The organism is Roseobacter sp. FCG-D35, assembly GCF_033436665.1.
Taxonomy (GTDB): domain Bacteria; phylum Pseudomonadota; class Alphaproteobacteria; order Rhodobacterales; family Rhodobacteraceae; genus JAWQFO01.
Genome location: NZ_JAWQFO010000009.1, coordinates 21,178 through 39,792, shown reverse-complemented (window position 1 = coordinate 39,792; position 18,615 = coordinate 21,178). Strand labels below are relative to the sequence as shown.

The following is an 18,615-nucleotide window of genomic DNA, read 5'->3' as shown; positions in this document are numbered from 1 at the left end:
CCCTACCCTTCGAGTTCGGCACCGGTCACCGCGATCTCGCCTTCGAGCCCCGTAGCTTCGACGCGCACCCGGTCGCCCGACCAGACAACCACGCAGCCGCGCGCGTTCGGCAAACGCACCTCTCCGCGACCGTTCGAGAGCGTGATCGCGTCCGGTACGTCGAAGGCGTGGACGGAGGCGACCCAGAGGTTGCGTTCGGGCCAGGCCAGCAGCGTCGCGGGAACCGGCCCGCAGGTCAGCGTGGCGCCGTTGCAGGTCAGTCGACCCGACCGCGATTGCACGGCCACCGAGGAGGCGAGCATGGGTGCCGGGTCGCCCGACGCGATCCGTTCGCCCTCCAGCGTCCAGCCCATCAGGTCGACGTCGAGGCCCAGCCCCGCATCATCGTTCAGCGACCAGACCCGCTGGCCGTCCGCGCCGCGAAAGTCGTCGAGCGATTGCGAGATTACTGGGCGGGCGCGTTCGGCAGCGTCCTGCAGCGTGACATGAAACCCCGAACGGATGTAACCTTGGAAGAACGAGCCGGGCTTGGCCTGGGTCCAGAAGGTTCTCGGCGGGCCGAGATAGTCATGGCATTCCACCACAAGCATGCCGTCACGACTCTGGACACGGACCGGCGCATCGGGCTGAAGTTCAAGCCCATTGAGTGGCTGCAGCGTCAGCCGGCGACCCGAAACGATGAGCTCAACGCAACTGCCAGGCGGGAGATCCGCGGGAAGCTCGGAGACCTGCGATCCGTCGGCGAGGATCTCGCTGACCTCGCCTTCGTCCGACACGATCAGGCATGCCTTGGCCGACCATGTCCGCTCCCAGGCGTCGAGCGTGCGCGGACGGTAGAGACAGAAGACGCGGTTGCCGTCCTGCGCCCCGATAAAGGCCCCGTGGTCGAAGAAAACCTGGTCGACGGGGCGCGACCCGGTGGTCCTGTAGGAGCCGAGCCACTGGTCGTTGAGAATGTATCGCGAGAACACGACAGTCGGCGGCCGGTCTGCGCCGCGCGACAGGTGGACGCCGAAGGGCATCGACTGCGCTGCGATGAACCGGTTGTTCTGGGTGGCAAGCTCCGCCGAAGCCGTGCCCATCGACAGACCGGCGTCGAGCCGGCTGGTCAGGTGCAGCCCCGTGCGCCCGTCCGAGGTCTCGCGGACTTCACCGGTGCATTCGAGCGCGGCGGATATCCACTCCGGCGCCCACCCTTTTTCGATCCAACCTTCGACAACAGTTCGTTCCGATGCGGTTCTGGCGAACATGAACGGCGCGTAAGCCCTGCAATAGGGTGGCGCCAGCCGGTCGGTCTCCGGGTGGATGCGCAGCGCGAAGCCCAGAACCTGTCGCATCCGAAACTGGTCGGCGGCGAACCTCAGCTCCGGGTCCGGGTCGAGGTCGACCATCTGGGAGAGCGAGGCAACCGTCATTTCGGTGTAGACTGGCGAGTTGTACTCATGGGCAAGGCCGGCCCGATCTACCATCTCCATCCAGCGGCGGAACCGGGTCGCGCCGATGTCGAGAAAGCGCGCGTCGCCGAGCAGCGCGCCGCCGATGCGCAGGGATGCCACGGATTGCGCAACGATGTTGGTGTAGTCTGACGCGACGTCTATGCGCACGATGGCCTCCAGGCACAACCGAATCATGTGGCAGGCGCGTTCGAGTGCCCTTGGAGCAAGCGCCGCGCCGTGGCGAAGCAGTGCCGGCGCAAGACGGATCGAAACAAAGGGGGCGGCGTTCAGGTCTTCGACGATCCGGTCTTCGCGTTCCCATCGGAAATTGCCGAAATCCGGCGAGCCGGGATCACGGTCCTGCGATCCCTCAAGAGCGTCCATGACCGCCGCGGCCTGGCCCTCGGCGCCGGAACGCGTCATCAGACGTGCGGCGTATTCGGCGGCCATCCATGTGGTGTGAAACGGCTGCCCGTCGATGTGGACCCGGGGCAGACAGAGCTCAGGATCGAACTCCGATCCTTCGGGCAGCAGATCGTCTGGGAACATGATTGGTCGGCCCCGCGCGGTGGCGCGGGGCCTGCCTCTGTTCATTCAGCGCGGATCGCGGCGACGTCTTCGGCAAGGCCGAGGCCTTCGATGACCGGCTCAAGGGCCGCGGCGACGGTGGTCTGCACGCTCGACTTGTCGATCTCGACGATGTTTACGCCGTGCCCTTCGGCCAGCGTGACCTTCGATTCCGAGTCGAACTGATGCTCGAGGTCGCGCTGGTAGGCCGCGGCCTGCTTGCCCGCCTCCAGAACCGCTTCCTGCTGCTCCGGCGTCAGATTCTCGAAAATCGTTTCCGAGAAGATCATCGGGCGCGTCACGTACTCATGCTCGGTCTGCACGTAGTACTTGGCCTGCTCGTAGAACTTCATCCGCAGAACCCACTCGGCCTCGTTCTCCAGCCCGTCGATGGCTCCGAGTTGCAGGCCCGAGTAGATCTCGCCATAGGCCATCACCGTCGGCACGACACCAAGCGCTTCCCATGCCTTGACCTGAACGTCCGCCGGATGGAGGCGCACACGCAGACCTTCGATGTCACCGACTGACTCTACAGGTTTCGAGCTGACGAGGTTGCGGATCGAACCGCCGAAATAGCCCAGGATCATCGCGCCGGTGTTCTCGCGCACGTCCTCGGCCAGCTTGTCGCCGATCGGGCCGCTGACGACCTTCTCCCAGTGGTCGAAGTCACGGAAGACAAACGGCACGACCAACTGCTGCACGCTCGGCGCGAATTCCGCGAGGTACCCCGGCGCCGTCGTCAGGATCGCGATCTGACCATCCTCGAGCAGCTCGAAGGCCTCTCCACCCGACCCGAGCTGTGCATCGGGGAACAGCTCGACGGTCACTTCGCCGTTGGTCAGCTCGGAGACGATCTCTCCGAACTTGAGGATACCCTGCCCCTGAGCGGTAGAGACCGGCCCGTCGATCGAGGCGGCAAGCTCGACGGCATGGGCCGGCAGCGCGGTACCCATCGCAAGGCTGGCGGCAAGCGCGAATTGGCGTGTGGTGATCATTTTCATACGGTCCTCCCGTGAGATTTTGATAAAACGTTTAAGCATCGATCCACGGCGAAAAGCAAGCCCCAATCCTCCGAAAGGACGTCAAGTCGAGCTGCGCGAGATGAGTTCGGGCGCCAGATAGACGCGCTCGTGCGGGCCGGAAGACCCGTTTACCGCGTCGATCAGCGCGCGGGCGGAACGATTGCCGATCGCGCGTGGATAAAGCTCGATCGTGGTAAGCGGCGGAGACAGGCTCTCCGATTCGGGAACGTTATCGAAGCCGACCACGGCGACATCTTCGCCAATCGTCCGGCCAGCCTGGTTCAGCGCCGCATAGGCGCCAACCGCGACGAAATCGTTGTAGCAGATGAGCGCCGTGAACTCGGCGCCGGAAGCCAGCAGATCGCCGGTTTCCGCAAGGCCGATCGCGCGGCTCGGCACGCCCTCGCGGACGCAGTTGTCCGGCAGCGTAAGCCCGTGCCGGGCCAGCGCGTGGCGCACCCCGTCGAGACGCCGCCGGAAGTTGTCGACCGACAGGCGCCCTCCGACGAACGCGAACGTCCGATGTCCCTTTTCGACAAGGTGTTCCGCGGCCATGACGCCGGCAGTGAAGTTATCGAACCCGATAAAGTCGGCCTTCCCGTCGCCTATGTCGCGCACGCACAGCACGTAGGGCATGTCATGATCGCGGATCACCTGAAAGGTGTCGGGCGTGGACGTGTCGGCTGGCACGATAATGAACCCGGCGACACCCTGCCCGATCATCGTCTCGATGACCGACGCCTGTTTCTCGATGTCGTCGTTGGTGTTCGCGATCACCGAAAGGTAGCCGTTTTCCGAGGCATGCGCCTCGACGTCGGCAGAAAGTTCGGCGAAGAACGGGTTGGCGATATCGTTGACCACGAGCCCGATCAGAAGCGACCGTCCCGACCTCAGCCGCGAGGCGCTGCGGTTCGGAATGAACCCCAGCGTGGCCGCCGACTTTTTGACCTGCCGCACCGTGTCGGACGAAATTCGCCCCTTGCCGCTAAGCGCAAGCGATACGGTCGCCACCGACACACCGGCGTGCTCGGCCACCTGACGTATGCTGACTTTCTTTCCCATAGCCGGCGCCCTTTCATCACGATCCCAAGTAAATCATCAATTCGAGATTGCGTTTCGGTGCAAATTAGGTAAAACGTTTAATCGCTTCCTTGTCAATCTGCGTCACCGAAACGCATGGGAGGACTGATGTTCGCGAATTTCTGCAAGGCCGCTCTTGCCCTGATGCTGGTCACACTTTGCGCGCTGGTGGCTTACCAGGTCTTTGCGCGTTACCTGCCGATGGTTCCGCCCTTCCTGTGGACCGAGGAAATCGCCCGAACGGTGTTCATGTGGATGATCATGCTCGGGACAGCCTGGGGGTTCGTCGGGGGCACGCATTTCCGTTTCACCTTCGTTCAGGAACAGTTGACGCGCCGCTTCGGTCGCTGGCCGGGCCTGCTTGCCGAGACGCTGACGTTGCTGGTGATGACCTTTTTCCTGTTCTCGAGCTGGTCGTTCTTTCTCAAGGGTTTCAACCGCTCCTCTCTGGTCACCGGGCTGCCCAGCGCGACGAGCTACGGTGCGCTCTTCGTCGGAGCCGCGATCTCGGTGCTCGCGATCGCCTGGGCGCTCTGGCAGACGCTGCGCGGCTCCGGCCCGCACGAGAAGGCGCGCTGATGGAACTCGTCCTTCTCATGCTGGCAGTCATGGCCGTCTGCATCCTGCTCGGGGTGCCGATTGGAGTTTCGCTGATGGCCGCCTCGGCCTCGGTGCTGATGATCGAGCCGCATCTCAACATCTTCATGCTGGCGCGCCGTTTCTATTCCAGCCTCGACAGCTTCATACTGCTGGCAGTGCCGCTCTTCCTTCTGGCCGGATCGCTGATGAACGAGACCGGCATCACCGAACGGCTGATCCGGCTATCCTATGCACTGGTCGGCCATCTGCGCGGCGGGCTTGCGCATATCAACATCCTCGTCAGCATGCTTTTCGCGGGCGTATCGGGATCCTCGACTGCCGATACCGCCGGTGTCGGCGCCGTCATGATCCCGGCAATGCAGAAAAAGGGATACAGCACGTCCGTCGCTGTTGCGGTCACGGCAGCCTCCTCGGTTCTCGGCGGCATCATCCCACCCAGCATCTTCTTCGTGGTCTGGGGCGCGATCACCGGCACCTCGGTGGCGCAACTCTTTGCCGGCGGGATCATTCCGGGCATCCTGATCGCCCTCGCCCAGATGGGATATGTCGCCCGGCGCGCGCGGGCGGAAGAGTGGCCGGTGGAAAAACGTGCGAACCGAACGGAACTGCGCGAGGCCTTCACCGGCGCGGTTCTCGGCCTTGGAACGCCGGTCATCATCATCGGCGGTATCATCACCGGCTTCGCCACGCCGACCGAGGCGTCGATCCTCGCCGTGCTCTATGCGTTCTTCCTCGGCCTCGTGGTCTACCGAACGCTTAACTTCGAGCGATCCGTCGAGGTGCTGTCGAACAGCGCCAAGCTCGTCAGCCTGTCGCTGTTCTGCTACGGCTCGGCCGGGCTCTTCGGCTGGCTGCTGGCCTTCTACAAGGTGCCCAACCTCCTGCTCGACGCCACCGGCGGCATGCCGGCCTACCTGCTGCTGCCGGCCTTCGCGCTGCTGTGCATCGTGCTCGGCACCTTCCTTGACGCACTGGTCATCGCCATCATCGTCGGGCCGCTGTTCCTGCCCGCCATGCTCGCCGTCGGCGTCGACCCGGTGCATTACGGCGTGATCGCCGGCGTCTCGCTCGCCGTCGGGCTGATCACGCCGCCCTACGGGCTGTGCCTGCTGATCGCCTGCGCCATCGGAAAGATCCCGATGCACGATGCCTTGCGCGACACGATGAAGATGTTCGGCGTGATCCTGCTCGTGCTCGCGCTGCTGATCGTCGTCCCGCCCATTACTACATTGCTGCCCGGTCTCGTGGCCGGCTGAGAAAGAGACTGCCCGACATGTTCCACCGGCCGAAATTCGACGCCGACATCTACCAGAGCCTGACCGACACGGCGCGCGCCTTTTCCGAGGATCGGGTCCGGCCGCGTGTCGAGGCGCTCGACCGGGACGGCACTTTTCCAGGCGACATCTTCGACGAGATGGCCGAGCTTGGGCTCTTCGGCATCACTGTCCCCGAAGCCGAAGGCGGCGCCGGCCTCGACGTGCTGTCCTACGCCCTGGTGATGGAAGAATTGTCGCGCGGTTATGCCTCGATCGCCGACCAGTGTGGCGTGGTCGAGCTGATCTGCACCCTACTGTCGCGCTACGGCAGCGCCGATCAGAAGGCGCGCTACCTGCCGGACGTCATGGGGGCCCGGACCCGCATCGCCTATTGCATCACCGAAGAGCAGGCCGGCTCGGACGTCTCGGCGTTGCGCAGCACGGCGACGCGCACTGACGATGGCTGGGTGCTTAATGGCAGCAAGCTGTGGATTCACAATGCACCCGTCGCCGACCTCGGCTTCGTTCTGGCGCGCACCGACCCAAAGGCCGGCCATCGCGGCATGAGCATCTTCATCGTCGACCTGCATGCCGAGGGTGTCAGCCGCGGCCCCAAGGAGCAAAAGCTTGGCCAGCGCGCGAGCCAGATCGGCGCCTTGTCCTTCGATGACGTCGCCCTGCCCGAAGCCGCGCTGCTGGGTGAGCTGAACCGCGGGTTCCACATCATGATGAGCGTGCTTGACAAGGGGCGTGTCGGCATCGCCTCGCTGGCCGTCGGCATCGCGCAGGCAGGGCTCGAGGCGGCGCTCGACTACGCGCAGCAACGCCGCCAGTTCGGCAAGGCCATTGCCGATCAGCAGGGTCTGCAATGGATGCTGGCCGACATGGCCAAGGACATCGCCGCCGCCCGCGCCCTGGTGCGTGAGGCCGCGGCGGCTCTGGATGCCGGACGTCCCGCGACCGCGGCCTGTTCGATCGCGAAGTGCTTCGCTGGCGACATGTGCGTGGCGCAGACCTCAAACGCGCTGCAGGTCTTCGGCGGCTCGGGCTACATTCAGGGCTGCGAGGTCGAAAGGCTCTACCGCGACGCCAGGATCACCCAGATTTACGAGGGCACCAACCAGGTCCAGCGCAACATCATCGCCCGTGAACTGCTGCGGCATGGGGCGCGCCTGTGATCCGCGGCCTAAGTCCGAAGGCGTATTGCGCGGTATCGAGCGCCATGTCGCCGCTCAACAAAAACCACCGAGAGCAAGGCACCGCGACCGGTTGCGGAAAGGCTCAAGGGTGAATAGCAAGCTTGCAACTGCCAATCAGGCGGCTGGTCGGATCGCGGACGGCGCCGTCGTCACGGTATCCTCGTCCTCCGGTCTCGGCTGCCCGGACCTGATGCTGAAAGCGATCGGCGAACGGTACGCGCGCGAGGGACACCCGCGCGACCTGACCACGCTGCACCCGATCGGCGCCGGCGACATGTACGGCATCAAGGGCATTGATCATATCGCCAGGGACGGGTTGCTGTCGCGGATCGTGGCAGGCTCCTACCCGTCGGGACCGTCCTCGCTGCCGATGCCGGAGATCTGGCGCATGCTGACCGAAAACAGGGTCGCCGCCTACAATGTTCCGTCGGGCATCCTCTATGACATGCACCGCGACGTTGCCGCAAGAAAACCCGGCGTCCTGACGCAGGTCGGTCTCGACACCTTCGTCGATCCCCAACGTGAAGGCTGCGCGATGAACACGGCGGCCGCGGCGCAACCGATCGTTTTTCGCGTCGAGCTTGGCGGCGAGACCTGGCTGCATTTCCCGAACATCGTACCGGACGTCGCGATCATCCGCGCCACCACCGCGGACGAGCACGGAAATCTCAGCTTCGAGCAGGAAGGAGCCTACCTCGGCGGGCTGGAACAGGCCATCGCGGTGCGCAACCACGGCGGCCTGGTCATCGCGCAGGTCAAGCAACTGACCGCGCGCGGAACGATTCGACCGCACGATGTGCGCGTACCGGGTCACCTAGTCGACGTGGTGGTGCTCGACCCCGCGCAATACCAGACGACCGAGACGCCCTACGATCCGGCAATTTCCGGCGACATCCTGCGGCCTTGGGAGAGTTTCACTCACGTGCCGCACGGCGTTGAAAAAATCATTGCGCGCCGCGCCGCGCTGGAGCTGCGCGCTGGCGAGACCGCGAACCTCGGCTTCGGAATCTCGACGATGGTGCCGCGCATCCTGCTCGAGGCCGGACATCCGCAGGCTGTGACCTGGGCTATAGAACAGGGGGCGGTCGGAGGCATGCCGTTGATGGACTTCGCATTCGGCTGCGCGTCGAACGCAGATGCCTACATGCCCGCACCGCAGCAGTTCACGTACTTTCAGGGCGCCGGGTTCGACGTGTCGTTCCTGTCGTTTCTCGAGATCGACACCCAAGGCAACGTCAATGTCTCGAAGCTGGGCAAAAAGCCTTACCTCACCGCCGGATGCGGCGGCTTCGTCGACATCACTGCGAACGCCCGCAAGATCGTCTTTTCGGGCTATTTCGAGACCGCCGCCGGGCTGGAACTCGACGACACAGGAATCCGGGTCGCCCGGCCCGGAAAGTTCACCAAGATGGTCGACGCGGTCGAGCATGTGACCTTTTCGGGCGCGCGTGCGAGAGAGACCGGACAGGATGTCATGTACGTTACCGAACGCTGCGTGATCCGCCTGGACGATGGCGGGCTGGTGGCGACCGAGATCATGCCGGGCATCGACGCGCGTCGGGATATCGCCGAAGCCTCGCATGGCCGCGTGCGTGTTGCGGAAAACGCCAGCGTCATGCCCTTGCGCCTGCTGGCGCCAACACCAATGGCACTCGATCTCTGATCCGTACCTGTAGCCGCAACCGAGACGCCAAGGGCGACTTTGCGGACCGCCCCGGAAGACCAGACGAAACCTGAAAGGAAATGCAAGATGACCGGAACCGTACTCATCACCGGGGGCCAGCGCGGCATCGGTCTGGGGATCGCGAAGGTTCTGTCGCAGGCCGATTTCAGGCTGGCGCTTGCCTCACGTAGTGCACCGGATCACCCCGACGTCGCCGCAGCACTCGAGTCTCTGGGCCCGGAGGCGCGCTACTACGCCAACGACATCGCCGACATCGGCCAGCGCGGCGCCCTGCTCGACCGGATCGAGGCGGAACAGGGACCAATCACGACACTGGTTTCGAACGCCGGCGTCGGATCACGCGTGCGCGGCGATTTGCTCGATATCACGCCGGAGAACTTCGATTTCGTCATGGGCGTGAACCTGCGCGGCGCATTCTTCCTTGCCCGCGACGTCGCGCGTCGCATGCTGGCCCGAGAGGACGTGGACACCTATCGCTCGATCGTTTTCGTCACCTCAATCAGCGCGAAAATGGTGTCTATCAACCGGGCAGACTACTGCGTCTCCAAGGCCGCGGCATCGGCAGCGGCCAGCCATTTCGCGGCCCGTCTCGCGCCAGCCGGCATCGGGGTGTTCGAGATCCAGCCTGGCATCATCGAGACGCCGATGACCGACGGCGTGCACGCCGATTACACGCCCCGGATCGAGGGCGGCCTGGTCCCTGCGTCCCGATGGGGGCAACCGTCCGACATTGCCGAAGCGATCCTGCCGATGGTCGAGGGGCGCATGGCTTTTGCAACTGGCGCCGCGGTGCCCATCGACGGAGGCCTGTCGATCCCGCGACTCTGACGGGTCCGCGGGCCGAACCGCGGAGAAAAATCCGAACTCGCACGAAACAACCTAGGAGAGACAATGCGCCTTCCCACCCAGAACCGCACGCTCGAAACCTTTGTCATGACCGGCGATCCGCTGATGCCGCGCGCCCCGCGTCAGGCGTTCACGCGTACCGCCTTCGCCGCAGCGCATGTTGTCTCGGACCCGATCGCCGAGCGTGATCCCTGGGACGGCCGTCCGGCAATCGACTGGGAGAACACGCTGGGATTCCGACGCTGGCTTTGGGATCAGGGCCTGGGACTGGCCGAGGCGATGGACACCGCGCAGCGCGGCATGGGACTGGACTGGCTCACAGCGAAGGAATTGATCACGCGCACGATGGCGGAGGCGGCGGCCCACCCGCTGAAGCCCCGCGTTGCCTGTGGCGCCGGAACAGATCATTTGACGCTCGACGAAATCCGCACGACTGACGACATCGTCGCGGCCTACACGACGCAGATGGAGGCCATCGAAGCCGCCGGTGGCCAGATCATCCTGATGGCCTCACGCGCCTTCAAATCTATCGAAGCGACCGCTGAGGATTATCTCGAGGCCTACTCCACGCTGGTCCGGCAGGCTCGAGGCAAGGTGATCCTGCACTGGCTCGGCGATATGTTCGATCCCGCACTTGCCGGCTACTGGGGGTCGGGCGACGTCGATCTCGCCTCTGAAACCGTTCTGACACTGATGCGCGATCACGCCGACAAGGTGGACGGGATCAAAATCTCGCTGCTCGACCGGAAGCATGAAGAGGATTTTCGCAAACGCCTGCCGGACGGCGTGAAACTCTATACGGGCGACGACTTCAATTACGCGGACCTGATCGCGGGCGACGGAGAGCATCATTCCGATGCACTGCTAGGAATTTTCGCCGCCATCGCGCCGGCAGCGTCGCAGGCGCTGGAAGCGCTCGCCGCCGGCGATCTCGACACCTACCACCGGCTTCTGGCGCCCACGGTGCCGCTCTCGCGCGAGATCTTTCGCGCCCCGACGCGGTTCTATAAGGCCGGGATCGCCTTCCTCGCCTGGTTGAACGGGGCGCAAAGCCATTTCATCATGCCTGGCGGATTCCAGTCGTCGCGCGACATCACGCATTACGCGCAGGTATTTCGCCTTGCGGACACTGCGCACCTTCTTTCCGACCCCGACCTTGCCGAAAAGCGCATGTCGACGCTACTGGACCTGCACGGGATCACCTGAGACATCGCGGCCTCGCGACGCGGGCCGGAGTCGTCGCACAAGACCTGCGAAGCGCAGGCACCGCACCGAGCACCGCGATCCGCCGCGCGCTTGCCCGGTTCGGACCCAGTCACCCCGCCGGCTGGTAGAACCGAAATGGACACGTTGATCATGGCGAGGGTCCCGCGGCGGGATTTGGTTCTCGCAGCGTGCTACTTGGCAGGCGGCAATGGCAGGGTGTCACCGGCGGCCCGGACGGATCAGTCAGAACCATCCAGAAATTGCAACACGGCGCGATCCGTAAAGGGCTTTTCGATGACCTGCACTGCGTGCAAGCGCTCGGGCAGGTGCTTGATACTATACCCGGTCGTAATCACGAACCGCACGTCGTTCTCGATGAAGAAATCGGCAAGGCGGCTGCTGTTCTTGTCCTCTCCGAGATTGAAGTCGATGACCGCCGCATCGGGAAGTTCCGAGCGACAGCGCGCAAGGGCCTCTTCCTCGTTGGAAAAGGGTCCGATCACCTCGTGACCCGACATCGAGACGGTATCGGCGATGTCGAATTGGAGGAACGGGTCGTCTTCCAGCAACAGAACTTTCATTCGCACCGTCCGGCATTCAGTCGTCAGCCGAACGTGACGTCCACGGACAGCCCGGTTTCAGCAAAGTCCAGGTGCACGTCCACATCCTGCGCGGCCAAGATTTTCGTCAGCAGGGTCGTTCCGAACCCTTGCGTTTCAGGTTTAGAAACGTTTTCCAGTCCGCTTTCGTTCCAACTCAAGGTCGTCCTGCCGTTGGTCTGCCAGGAAATCTCCAGCCGTCCGCCGTCACTGGCGAGCGCACCGTACTTCGCGGAGTTGGTGGTGAGTTCATGCAAGGCCAGCGCAAGGCTTTGCACCATCGAAGGCGGCAGGCGCACCTCGGGTCCTTCGATCCGAACCCTGTCGGCGTGGGTTTCGGCGTAAGGTTCCAGTTCCGTCTTGACGAGCAGGCCCAGGTCCATTCCGCGCCAGTCCTGCTCGGCCAGAAGCTTGTGCGCCGTGGCCATGGCATAAAGGCGCGATTGCAGTGCGTTGCGGTAGTCGTCAAGCGAACTGGCCGAGCGCCCGGTCATGCGCGCGATCGTGCTGACGGTGGCCAGAATGTTCTTCACGCGATGGTCGAGTTCCGCCGAGATCACGCTAAGCCGCTCCTCTTCCGCCTTTCGCTCGGTGATGTTGAGGTTCAGGCCGACCCACGTGGTGATTTCGCCCGCGGCATTGCGGATCGGACGTCCCAAGGCGAGTACGTGGTAGGTTTGACCGTCCTTGCCGATCACCCGGTGCTCTTTCTCCCAGTTGGCTCCTGCGTCGCGCGTTTCCTCCCAAAGACGCGCGGTCTCCTCGCGCGTCGCTTCTTCTAGGCAGTCGATCCAGCCGAAACCCGACGCCTCGTCCTCGGTCATGCCGATCAGGTCAAGGAAGGACTGGCTCACATAGGTCAGCTTGCCCTCGGCATCGGTGATCCAGACGCCGAAGGGTATGGATTCGCCCAGAACACGGTACTGTTCGAACCGCTCCGCGAGATTGCGTTCGAGGCGCTTCTGCCGGCTTATGTCGATGGAGGCGGAGTAGAAACCCGTGACGTCTCCATTTTCGTCCCGGCGCGGAACATAACTGACGAGGCTGGCGCGAGAAGACTTGCCTCCGAAGGGCTTGACCGTCACCTCGAAGTTCTGAGGCGCGCCGTTCAGCGCGGCCTTAATATGCGGCTCGACCTCGCGGAACGCGTCGTCATCTAGGATATCCGACACCAGACTGCCCTCGACCTCGCCCGTGTCCGCGCCCCAGGCCTCGTAGGCCTTGTTGACGAATTCATAACGCGCGTCACGGTCGACGATGGCGAAGAGCACCGGCAAGGCGTCGGTCATGTCGCGCAGCTGGGCCCGCTCGCGGTCGAGTTCCGCAATCGAACGATCGCGCGCGATGACCAGCCAGAGCACATGCGCGACGGACTGCAGGAAGTTGATGTCGTCGGCGTCGAAGCCACAGCGTTCGATGTCCATCTCGTGCGCCCCGAGAACGCCCCAGGGATCGTCGACCGGACCGATGATGACGCTGGCCCCGCAAAGAATGTGATGGTCCTTCAGCAAAGGCGGTGCGCTGAAGCGTTTCTCTTCGCGGAAGTCGCGAACGACAACCGGCGTCGACCGATCGAGCGTGAAACCGGCCTGGCTCCTGACGCCCGCTTCGACCTTGGTGACACCAAGCTCGCCCTGCTGAAATCCAATGTTGGCGCGCAATGTCAGGTTGCGCCGATCGCCATCGAGCTGAAGGATCTTCGCGAACCTTACGCCAAGATGCTTCGCGACTTCCTGCACCGCGCTGTCGAGAACCTCGCCCAGAGGCTCGCCTGCCAGCGCCTCGCGCCCGAGTTCGGCAACGGCCTCCTGCTGCTGTTCGCGCAGGCGCGCCGCGGCCCGGGCGTTCTGCAGCTTGGTCACATCGGTATAGGTGACCACGACGCCCTCGATCCTGTTCTCGCTGGTGCGATAGGGACGAACCCTGCGGATCAGGTGCTGCTTCTCGTCATTCGTGATCTCGGCCTCGATCTCGGTGAGTTTCTGCAGCGAGACCCGGGCGTCCTTGATCAGCTTCGGGTCGCTGACCCGCATCGCGATATCTTCCACCGGCCGCCCCACATCGCTGTCGATGATGCGCATTATGTCCTTCATGGCCGGCGTGAACCGGCGGATCAGCAATTCGGTATCGAGAAAGATCACCCCGATGTCGGTGGAAACCAGAAGGTTCGTGAGGTCGTTGTTGGTCCGCTCCAGCTCTTCGATCTTGTCCTCGAGCTGGCTGTTGACGGTCGCAAGCTCTTCGTTGAGCGACTGCAGTTCCTCGCGCGAGGTCTCGAGCTCCTCGTTTGTGGACTGCAATTCCTCGTTCATGCTCATGACCTCTTCGTTCGAGGCCTTGAGCTCTTCGTTCGCGGTTTCCATCTCCTCAATGGTCGATTGCAGATCCTCGCGGGTCGACTGCAGCTCGTATTCCAGCGAAGCGACCTCGCTCTGCTCTTCCGGTGTCGAGGACGCGCGCGCCCGTTCACGTGCTTCGCGGTCCGCTTCGGTATCGCGCAGTTCCGAGACATCCTCAAAATAGATCAGGATCGCCGGTGTGGTCTCGGGGTCGCTGAGAGACTCCGCGACAAGTCGGACAGAGACCTCATGCCCGTTCCTCGGGACCTTCTGCACGACGGCCTCTTCCCGCGACTTACCGCTCTGGATCGATGTCACAAGCGCGCGCAACTTCGTGCGCAGGGCGGGCACCACCATTTCGGGCAGTTGCACCGTCGGCTCTCCCGACGGAAAGTCGAGGTAGTGTCGAACGGGCCCGTGGAAATACTGAACTTCCAGGGACCGGTCGATCATCACGGCTGCCGGGACGAAACGCTCCATGAGCGTGCGGCGGGCCTGCTCGGTGCTCGCACTGTAGACCGGCGTCGTCTTGTCGGTTTCCTTGGTCTTGCCACGCCGCCCCGCAGGAACGATCGGAAAGCTGCCCGTGGGAGCGCGGGCCGCATCGCTCTTGCGGTAGATGCGGTGCGTTTTGTCGACAGGGATGAACAGCCGCCCAGGCCGCTCGGCATTCTCGGAGTTTCCAAGGAACAGATGTCCGCCATCCGCCAGGGCGAAATGGAACATCTCGATCATCCGCTGCTGAACATCGGATTCGAGGTAGATCATCAGGTTTCGGCAGGTGATCAGGTCGAGCTTGGAAAACGGCGGATCCGAGATCACGTTCTGCGTCGCAAAGACCACGGTTTCCCGCAGGCGCTTGTTGACCCGGATATTGTCCCCGTCCTCGGTAAAGTACTTGTTCAGCATTTTTTCCGGTATGTCGGGGGATGCCGCAGAAGAGTAATGTCCCGACCGGGCGGCCTCAATGGCGCGGTCGTTCAAGTCGGTTGCGAAGATCTGGACCGTAATCTCCTTGTTCTGTCGCTCGATCCGGTCGAAGAGCGTCATGGCAAGCGTGTAGGCTTCCTCGCCGCTGGCGCATCCAGGCACCCAGGCCCGCAAGCGCGCGCCGTTCTTGGTACGCGTCACCAGCGGATCGAGCACCTCGTCTCCGAACGCCTCCCAGGCCTCGGGCTCGCGGAAAAATCGCGTCACCCCGATCAGCAGATCCCGGAACAGCTGCTGCACCTCTTCGGGAGTCTCCCCCATGATCTCGACGTAATCCTCGAGCGTCTTGGCCTGTCTGAGCCCCATCCGGCGCTGGATGCGCCGTTCGACGGTGCCCTTCTTGTAGCTTCGGAAATCGTAATCGGTCTGAGACCTGAGGATCTTCAGGACCTTGGCGAACCCGTCTGGCGCCTCTTCCGACAGGGCGGTGCCGCGGTCGTGCTTGCGCAGATAGGGATGGCGCAGAAAGTCGACGAGCCGTTCGCCCATCTCTCTGACCGGGGCGATGAAGTCGACCGCACCGGTGTCGATGGCCGAGCGCGGCATGCCGTCATACTCGGCATCGTCTGGCTTTTGCACCATCACCATGCCGCCCGCGGCCTTGATCTCGCGAATCCCGAGCGTTCCGTCGCTGCCGGTGCCCGATAGAACGATCGCGATGGACTTCTCGCCGCGCACCTCGGCAAGCGACCGGAAGAAGTAGTCGATCGCCATCCGGATGCCCTTTTCCTTGACCGGATCGTCGAGAAAAAGGCCGTGATCGATAAGGCGGATGAACTTGCCCGGCGGGATGACGTAGACCGTGTTCGGCTCAAGCGCCATCTCGTTCTCGGCCTGCAGAACCTTCATGCTGGTCTGCCGCGCCAGAAGTTCCGCCATCATGCTTTCATGGTTCGGATCGAGATGCTGGATCAGGATGTACGCCGCACCGGTGTCCGTCGGAAGCGACTTCAGCAGTGACTTGTAGGCGTCAAGCCCGCCGGCGGACGCACCGACTCCCACGATCGGAAAGTCTTTTTCGGACATCTTCGTCGCTCGCACTCTCAGCCTTCTCTCCGGATCGGCACCAGAGTTTCACATGATACGACAGTCCTGAAGCATTGGCATCCCGCCAGAAACCTAACAGGCGCAGGTATGGATATGTTTCGAATTCTTCGACAGGAAAGAGACTAGGGCTGTCGCGCCGTTCCCGCAACGCCACTTCAGGCCGCGGACGCGCGATGAGAATTGGCTCCCTGACGCACCTCAGGCGCGGTTTGTCCTAAAGGGTCGATCACGCGGCCTGATCGCCGCCGAGTCCGGAAATCGCCTGAATGAGATTGTCCTCCGTCACCTCGTCAGAGGTAAAGGTGCGCATGACCCGACCGGAATACATCGCGACGATCCGGTCCGAGACGTGCAACACCTCGGGCATTTCCGAGCTGATCACCATGACCGCATAGCCCTGTGCCGCAAGTTCGCGCAGAAGCTTGTGGATCTCCGACTTGCTGCCGACGTCGATGCCTCGGGTCGGCTCATCAACGATCAGCACGTTCGGGTGCATCGACAGCCACTTGCCGATGACGATCTTCTGCTGATTGCCGCCCGACAGGTTGCCCGCCCGCGCCTTCCAGCCCGGCGTGCGAATATCCAGCCGGTCGCGGTACTGGTCAAAGATCGCGACCTCGGCCCCTTCAGCCACAAACGGCCCGGCCTTCAGATCATCGACCTGCGGCAACGTCATGTTGTCCCGGCAGTTCATGCCAAGCACAAGACCCTGACCTTTTCGGTCTTCCGGAACCAGGCTGATCCCACGTGCGATGGCGTCTGCAGGCGAATGGATGCGAACCTCTTCCCCATCGAGCAGGATTTTTCCCTGAGAGGGATCACGCAGGCCGAAGAGCGTTTCGGCAATCTCGGTCCTGCCCGCGCCGACGAGACCATAGAAGCCGACAACTTCGCCCCGGCGGATCTCGAAGCTGACATCGCTGAACAGCTTGCCGCAGCTCAAGCCGCGCACCTCGAGGGCCACGTCTCCGAGTTCGTGGTGCGACACGTTGCGACTGAGGTCGAGCTTGCGCCCGATCATCAATTGCGTCACCGACTCTTCGGTGCTGTCGGCGGTGGCGACAGTGCCCTGATACTGGCCATCGCGCAGGACCGAGATGCGGTCCGTGATCTTGAAGATCTCCTCCATGCGGTGCGAGATGTAGATGATGCCCACGCCGTCGCGCTTCAGATCGGCAATGACGTCGAACAGCACGACCTTCTCGGCATCGGTCAGCGACGCGGTCGGCTCGTCGAAGATCACCGCCTTCGCTTCCACGGTCAGGGCGCGAGCAATCTCGACCATCTGCTGGTTGGCGATGGAGAGATCGCCGACGCGTGTCTTCGCATCGAAACTCACGTTCAGCTTCTTCAGGATGGCGTTGGTCTGGTCGGCAAGCCTTGCCCAGTCGACGCGGCCAAAGCTCTTGCGCGGCAGTTCACCCAGATAGATGTTTTCGGCCACCGTGAGTTCTTCGGCGAGGCTGAGTTCCTGGTGGATGAAAACAATGCCTTTGGCCTTCGCCTCCAACGGGCCTGCCATGCCGACCCTGTCCTCGCCCATGTAAATATTGCCGCCGTCAGGCTGATAGATGCCGCCCAAGACCTTCATCAGGGTGGACTTTCCGGCACCGTTTTCGCCCATCAGCGCGTGCACTTCGCCGGGCATCACCGAAAAGGACACACCGTCGAGTGCACGCACGCCCGGAAAGGTCTTGACGATGTTATCGAGGTGGAGGACGGGTTTTGCGTCGGTCATACCTTCAACTCCTCTTTGCCCTTGATGTTGAGTTGACGATCCAGGAACAGAACGGCGACGAGAATGAGACCGATGACCAGGTTCACGGTCGATGTGTCCGCCCCGATATGGCCCAGACCCTTGCGCAGAAGCTGGATCGCGATGACGCCGCCAAACGTGCCGATGACAGAGCCCGCACCGCCAGTGATTTTGGTCCCGCCAAGTACGACGGCGGTGATGACCCAGAGTTCATAGAGTTGCCCGTCGTTCGGGTTGACCGAGCCGCTTTCGGAATAGAACACGACCGCAGACAGGGCCGCGAGAAAGCCGATGATCGCGAAGTTGATCATCATGTGCGGCCCGACGCGGATACCGGCGTTCACCGCCGCTTCGCGGTTGTCGCCGATGGCATAGGCGTTGCGCCCATGCACCGTCTTGGTCATCAGGAACCAGATCGCCACGGTCACGACGACAAGAAACCAGGACGCGGTCGCAAAGCCCAGGAACTCCGCCTCGGCGAAATCCACCAGCGTCCAATTCAGGTGGCTGGTCGGATTTTCACCGTTGAACATGAAGACGATACCGCGATAGCCGAGCATCGAGCCCAGCGTGACGATGAAGGCGTCCACCCCGGTCTTCCACACGATCAACCCGTTGAGTGCGCCCAGGAGCGTTCCCACGGACAGCGCCAGCAGCCAGGCCACAGGGATCACCCAGTCGCCCAAGCCTGCGAAGATCGGCCAGGTCATGCTGTCCAGCAGGATGATTGCCGCAATCGCGAAAGTAGCACCAACCGAGAGATCGATGTTGCCGTTCACCATGACGATGGTCATGCCCATCGCGATGATCCCGATCGGGGCCGACTGCTTGAGCAGCAGAAGCATGTTGTCCCAGTCCATGAAGGCCTGATCGGAGATCGACAGGTAGGATCCGGCGACGCTGAAGAACACCAGTTCCAGCAGGATGAAGCCCCAGATCGCGCCGTTTTTCAGCGCCTTGGACAGTGTACCCGGTTGCATGAATTCCC

Annotated in this window: 13 protein-coding genes; 6 read left to right on the top strand and 7 right to left on the bottom strand. The window is 63.1% G+C overall.

Annotated elements, in window-relative coordinates:
* Positions 1-2: 2 nt before the first annotated feature.
* The 3 genes from R5H30_RS18285 to R5H30_RS18275 form a co-directional block, all read right to left on the bottom strand.
* Entirely contained in the window at positions 3-1,985 is a 1,983-nt protein-coding gene (locus R5H30_RS18285; RefSeq protein WP_318330046.1) for a hypothetical protein, read from the bottom strand.
* A gap of 41 nt (positions 1,986-2,026) precedes the next feature.
* Positions 2,027-3,004 (bottom strand): TRAP transporter substrate-binding protein, encoded by a 978-nt coding sequence (locus tag R5H30_RS18280; RefSeq protein ID WP_318330044.1) that lies wholly within the window; start codon positions 3,002-3,004, stop codon positions 2,027-2,029.
* 81 nt (positions 3,005-3,085) lie between these two features.
* Positions 3,086-4,087 (bottom strand): LacI family DNA-binding transcriptional regulator, encoded by a 1,002-nt coding sequence (locus R5H30_RS18275; RefSeq protein WP_318330043.1) that lies wholly within the window; start codon positions 4,085-4,087, stop codon positions 3,086-3,088.
* Positions 4,088-4,213: 126 nt separating this feature from the next.
* On the opposite strand from R5H30_RS18275, the gene R5H30_RS18270 reads away from it, so the two are divergent.
* The 6 genes from R5H30_RS18270 to R5H30_RS18245 all read left to right on the top strand — a co-directional run bounded on the left by R5H30_RS18270 (position 4,214) and on the right by R5H30_RS18245 (position 10,896).
* Positions 4,214-4,684 carry a TRAP transporter small permease gene (locus tag R5H30_RS18270; protein ID WP_318330042.1) on the top strand — a complete coding sequence of 157 codons (471 nt, stop codon included), beginning with the start codon at positions 4,214-4,216 and terminating at the stop codon, positions 4,682-4,684.
* Complete coding sequence (locus tag R5H30_RS18265; RefSeq protein ID WP_318330041.1) at positions 4,684-5,961, top strand: TRAP transporter large permease; 1,278 nt, start codon at positions 4,684-4,686, stop codon at positions 5,959-5,961. The genes R5H30_RS18270 and R5H30_RS18265 overlap by 1 nt, the downstream gene beginning before the upstream one ends.
* A gap of 17 nt (positions 5,962-5,978) precedes the next feature.
* Positions 5,979-7,139 carry an acyl-CoA dehydrogenase family protein gene (locus tag R5H30_RS18260; RefSeq protein WP_318330039.1) on the top strand — a complete coding sequence of 387 codons (1,161 nt, stop codon included), beginning with the start codon at positions 5,979-5,981 and terminating at the stop codon, positions 7,137-7,139.
* A gap of 109 nt (positions 7,140-7,248) precedes the next feature.
* Positions 7,249-8,823 carry an acyl CoA:acetate/3-ketoacid CoA transferase gene (locus tag R5H30_RS18255; RefSeq protein ID WP_318330038.1) on the top strand — a complete coding sequence of 525 codons (1,575 nt, stop codon included), beginning with the start codon at positions 7,249-7,251 and terminating at the stop codon, positions 8,821-8,823.
* A gap of 87 nt (positions 8,824-8,910) precedes the next feature.
* Entirely contained in the window at positions 8,911-9,672 is a 762-nt protein-coding gene (locus R5H30_RS18250; protein WP_318330037.1) for a 3-ketoacyl-ACP reductase, read from the top strand.
* A gap of 63 nt (positions 9,673-9,735) precedes the next feature.
* Positions 9,736-10,896, top strand: coding sequence for a dihydrodipicolinate synthase family protein (locus R5H30_RS18245; RefSeq protein WP_318330036.1), 1,161 nt, complete (start codon positions 9,736-9,738; stop codon positions 10,894-10,896).
* A 239-nt stretch (positions 10,897-11,135) separates the two neighbouring features.
* Here the strand turns inward: R5H30_RS18245 and R5H30_RS18240 are convergent, their stop codons facing one another.
* From R5H30_RS18240 to R5H30_RS18225, 4 genes are all read right to left on the bottom strand, one after another.
* Positions 11,136-11,477: a response regulator gene (locus R5H30_RS18240; RefSeq protein WP_318330035.1), complete on the bottom strand. Its 342-nt coding sequence runs from the start codon at positions 11,475-11,477 to the stop codon at positions 11,136-11,138.
* Positions 11,478-11,500: 23 nt separating this feature from the next.
* Complete coding sequence (locus tag R5H30_RS18235; RefSeq protein WP_318330034.1) at positions 11,501-15,850, bottom strand: chemotaxis protein CheB; 4,350 nt, start codon at positions 15,848-15,850, stop codon at positions 11,501-11,503.
* A 247-nt stretch (positions 15,851-16,097) separates the two neighbouring features.
* Complete coding sequence (locus R5H30_RS18230; protein ID WP_318330033.1) at positions 16,098-17,609, bottom strand: sugar ABC transporter ATP-binding protein; 1,512 nt, start codon at positions 17,607-17,609, stop codon at positions 16,098-16,100.
* Positions 17,606-18,607 (bottom strand): ABC transporter permease, encoded by a 1,002-nt coding sequence (locus R5H30_RS18225; RefSeq protein WP_318330031.1) that lies wholly within the window; start codon positions 18,605-18,607, stop codon positions 17,606-17,608. The genes R5H30_RS18230 and R5H30_RS18225 overlap by 4 nt, the downstream gene beginning before the upstream one ends.
* Positions 18,608-18,615 lie beyond the last annotated feature (8 nt).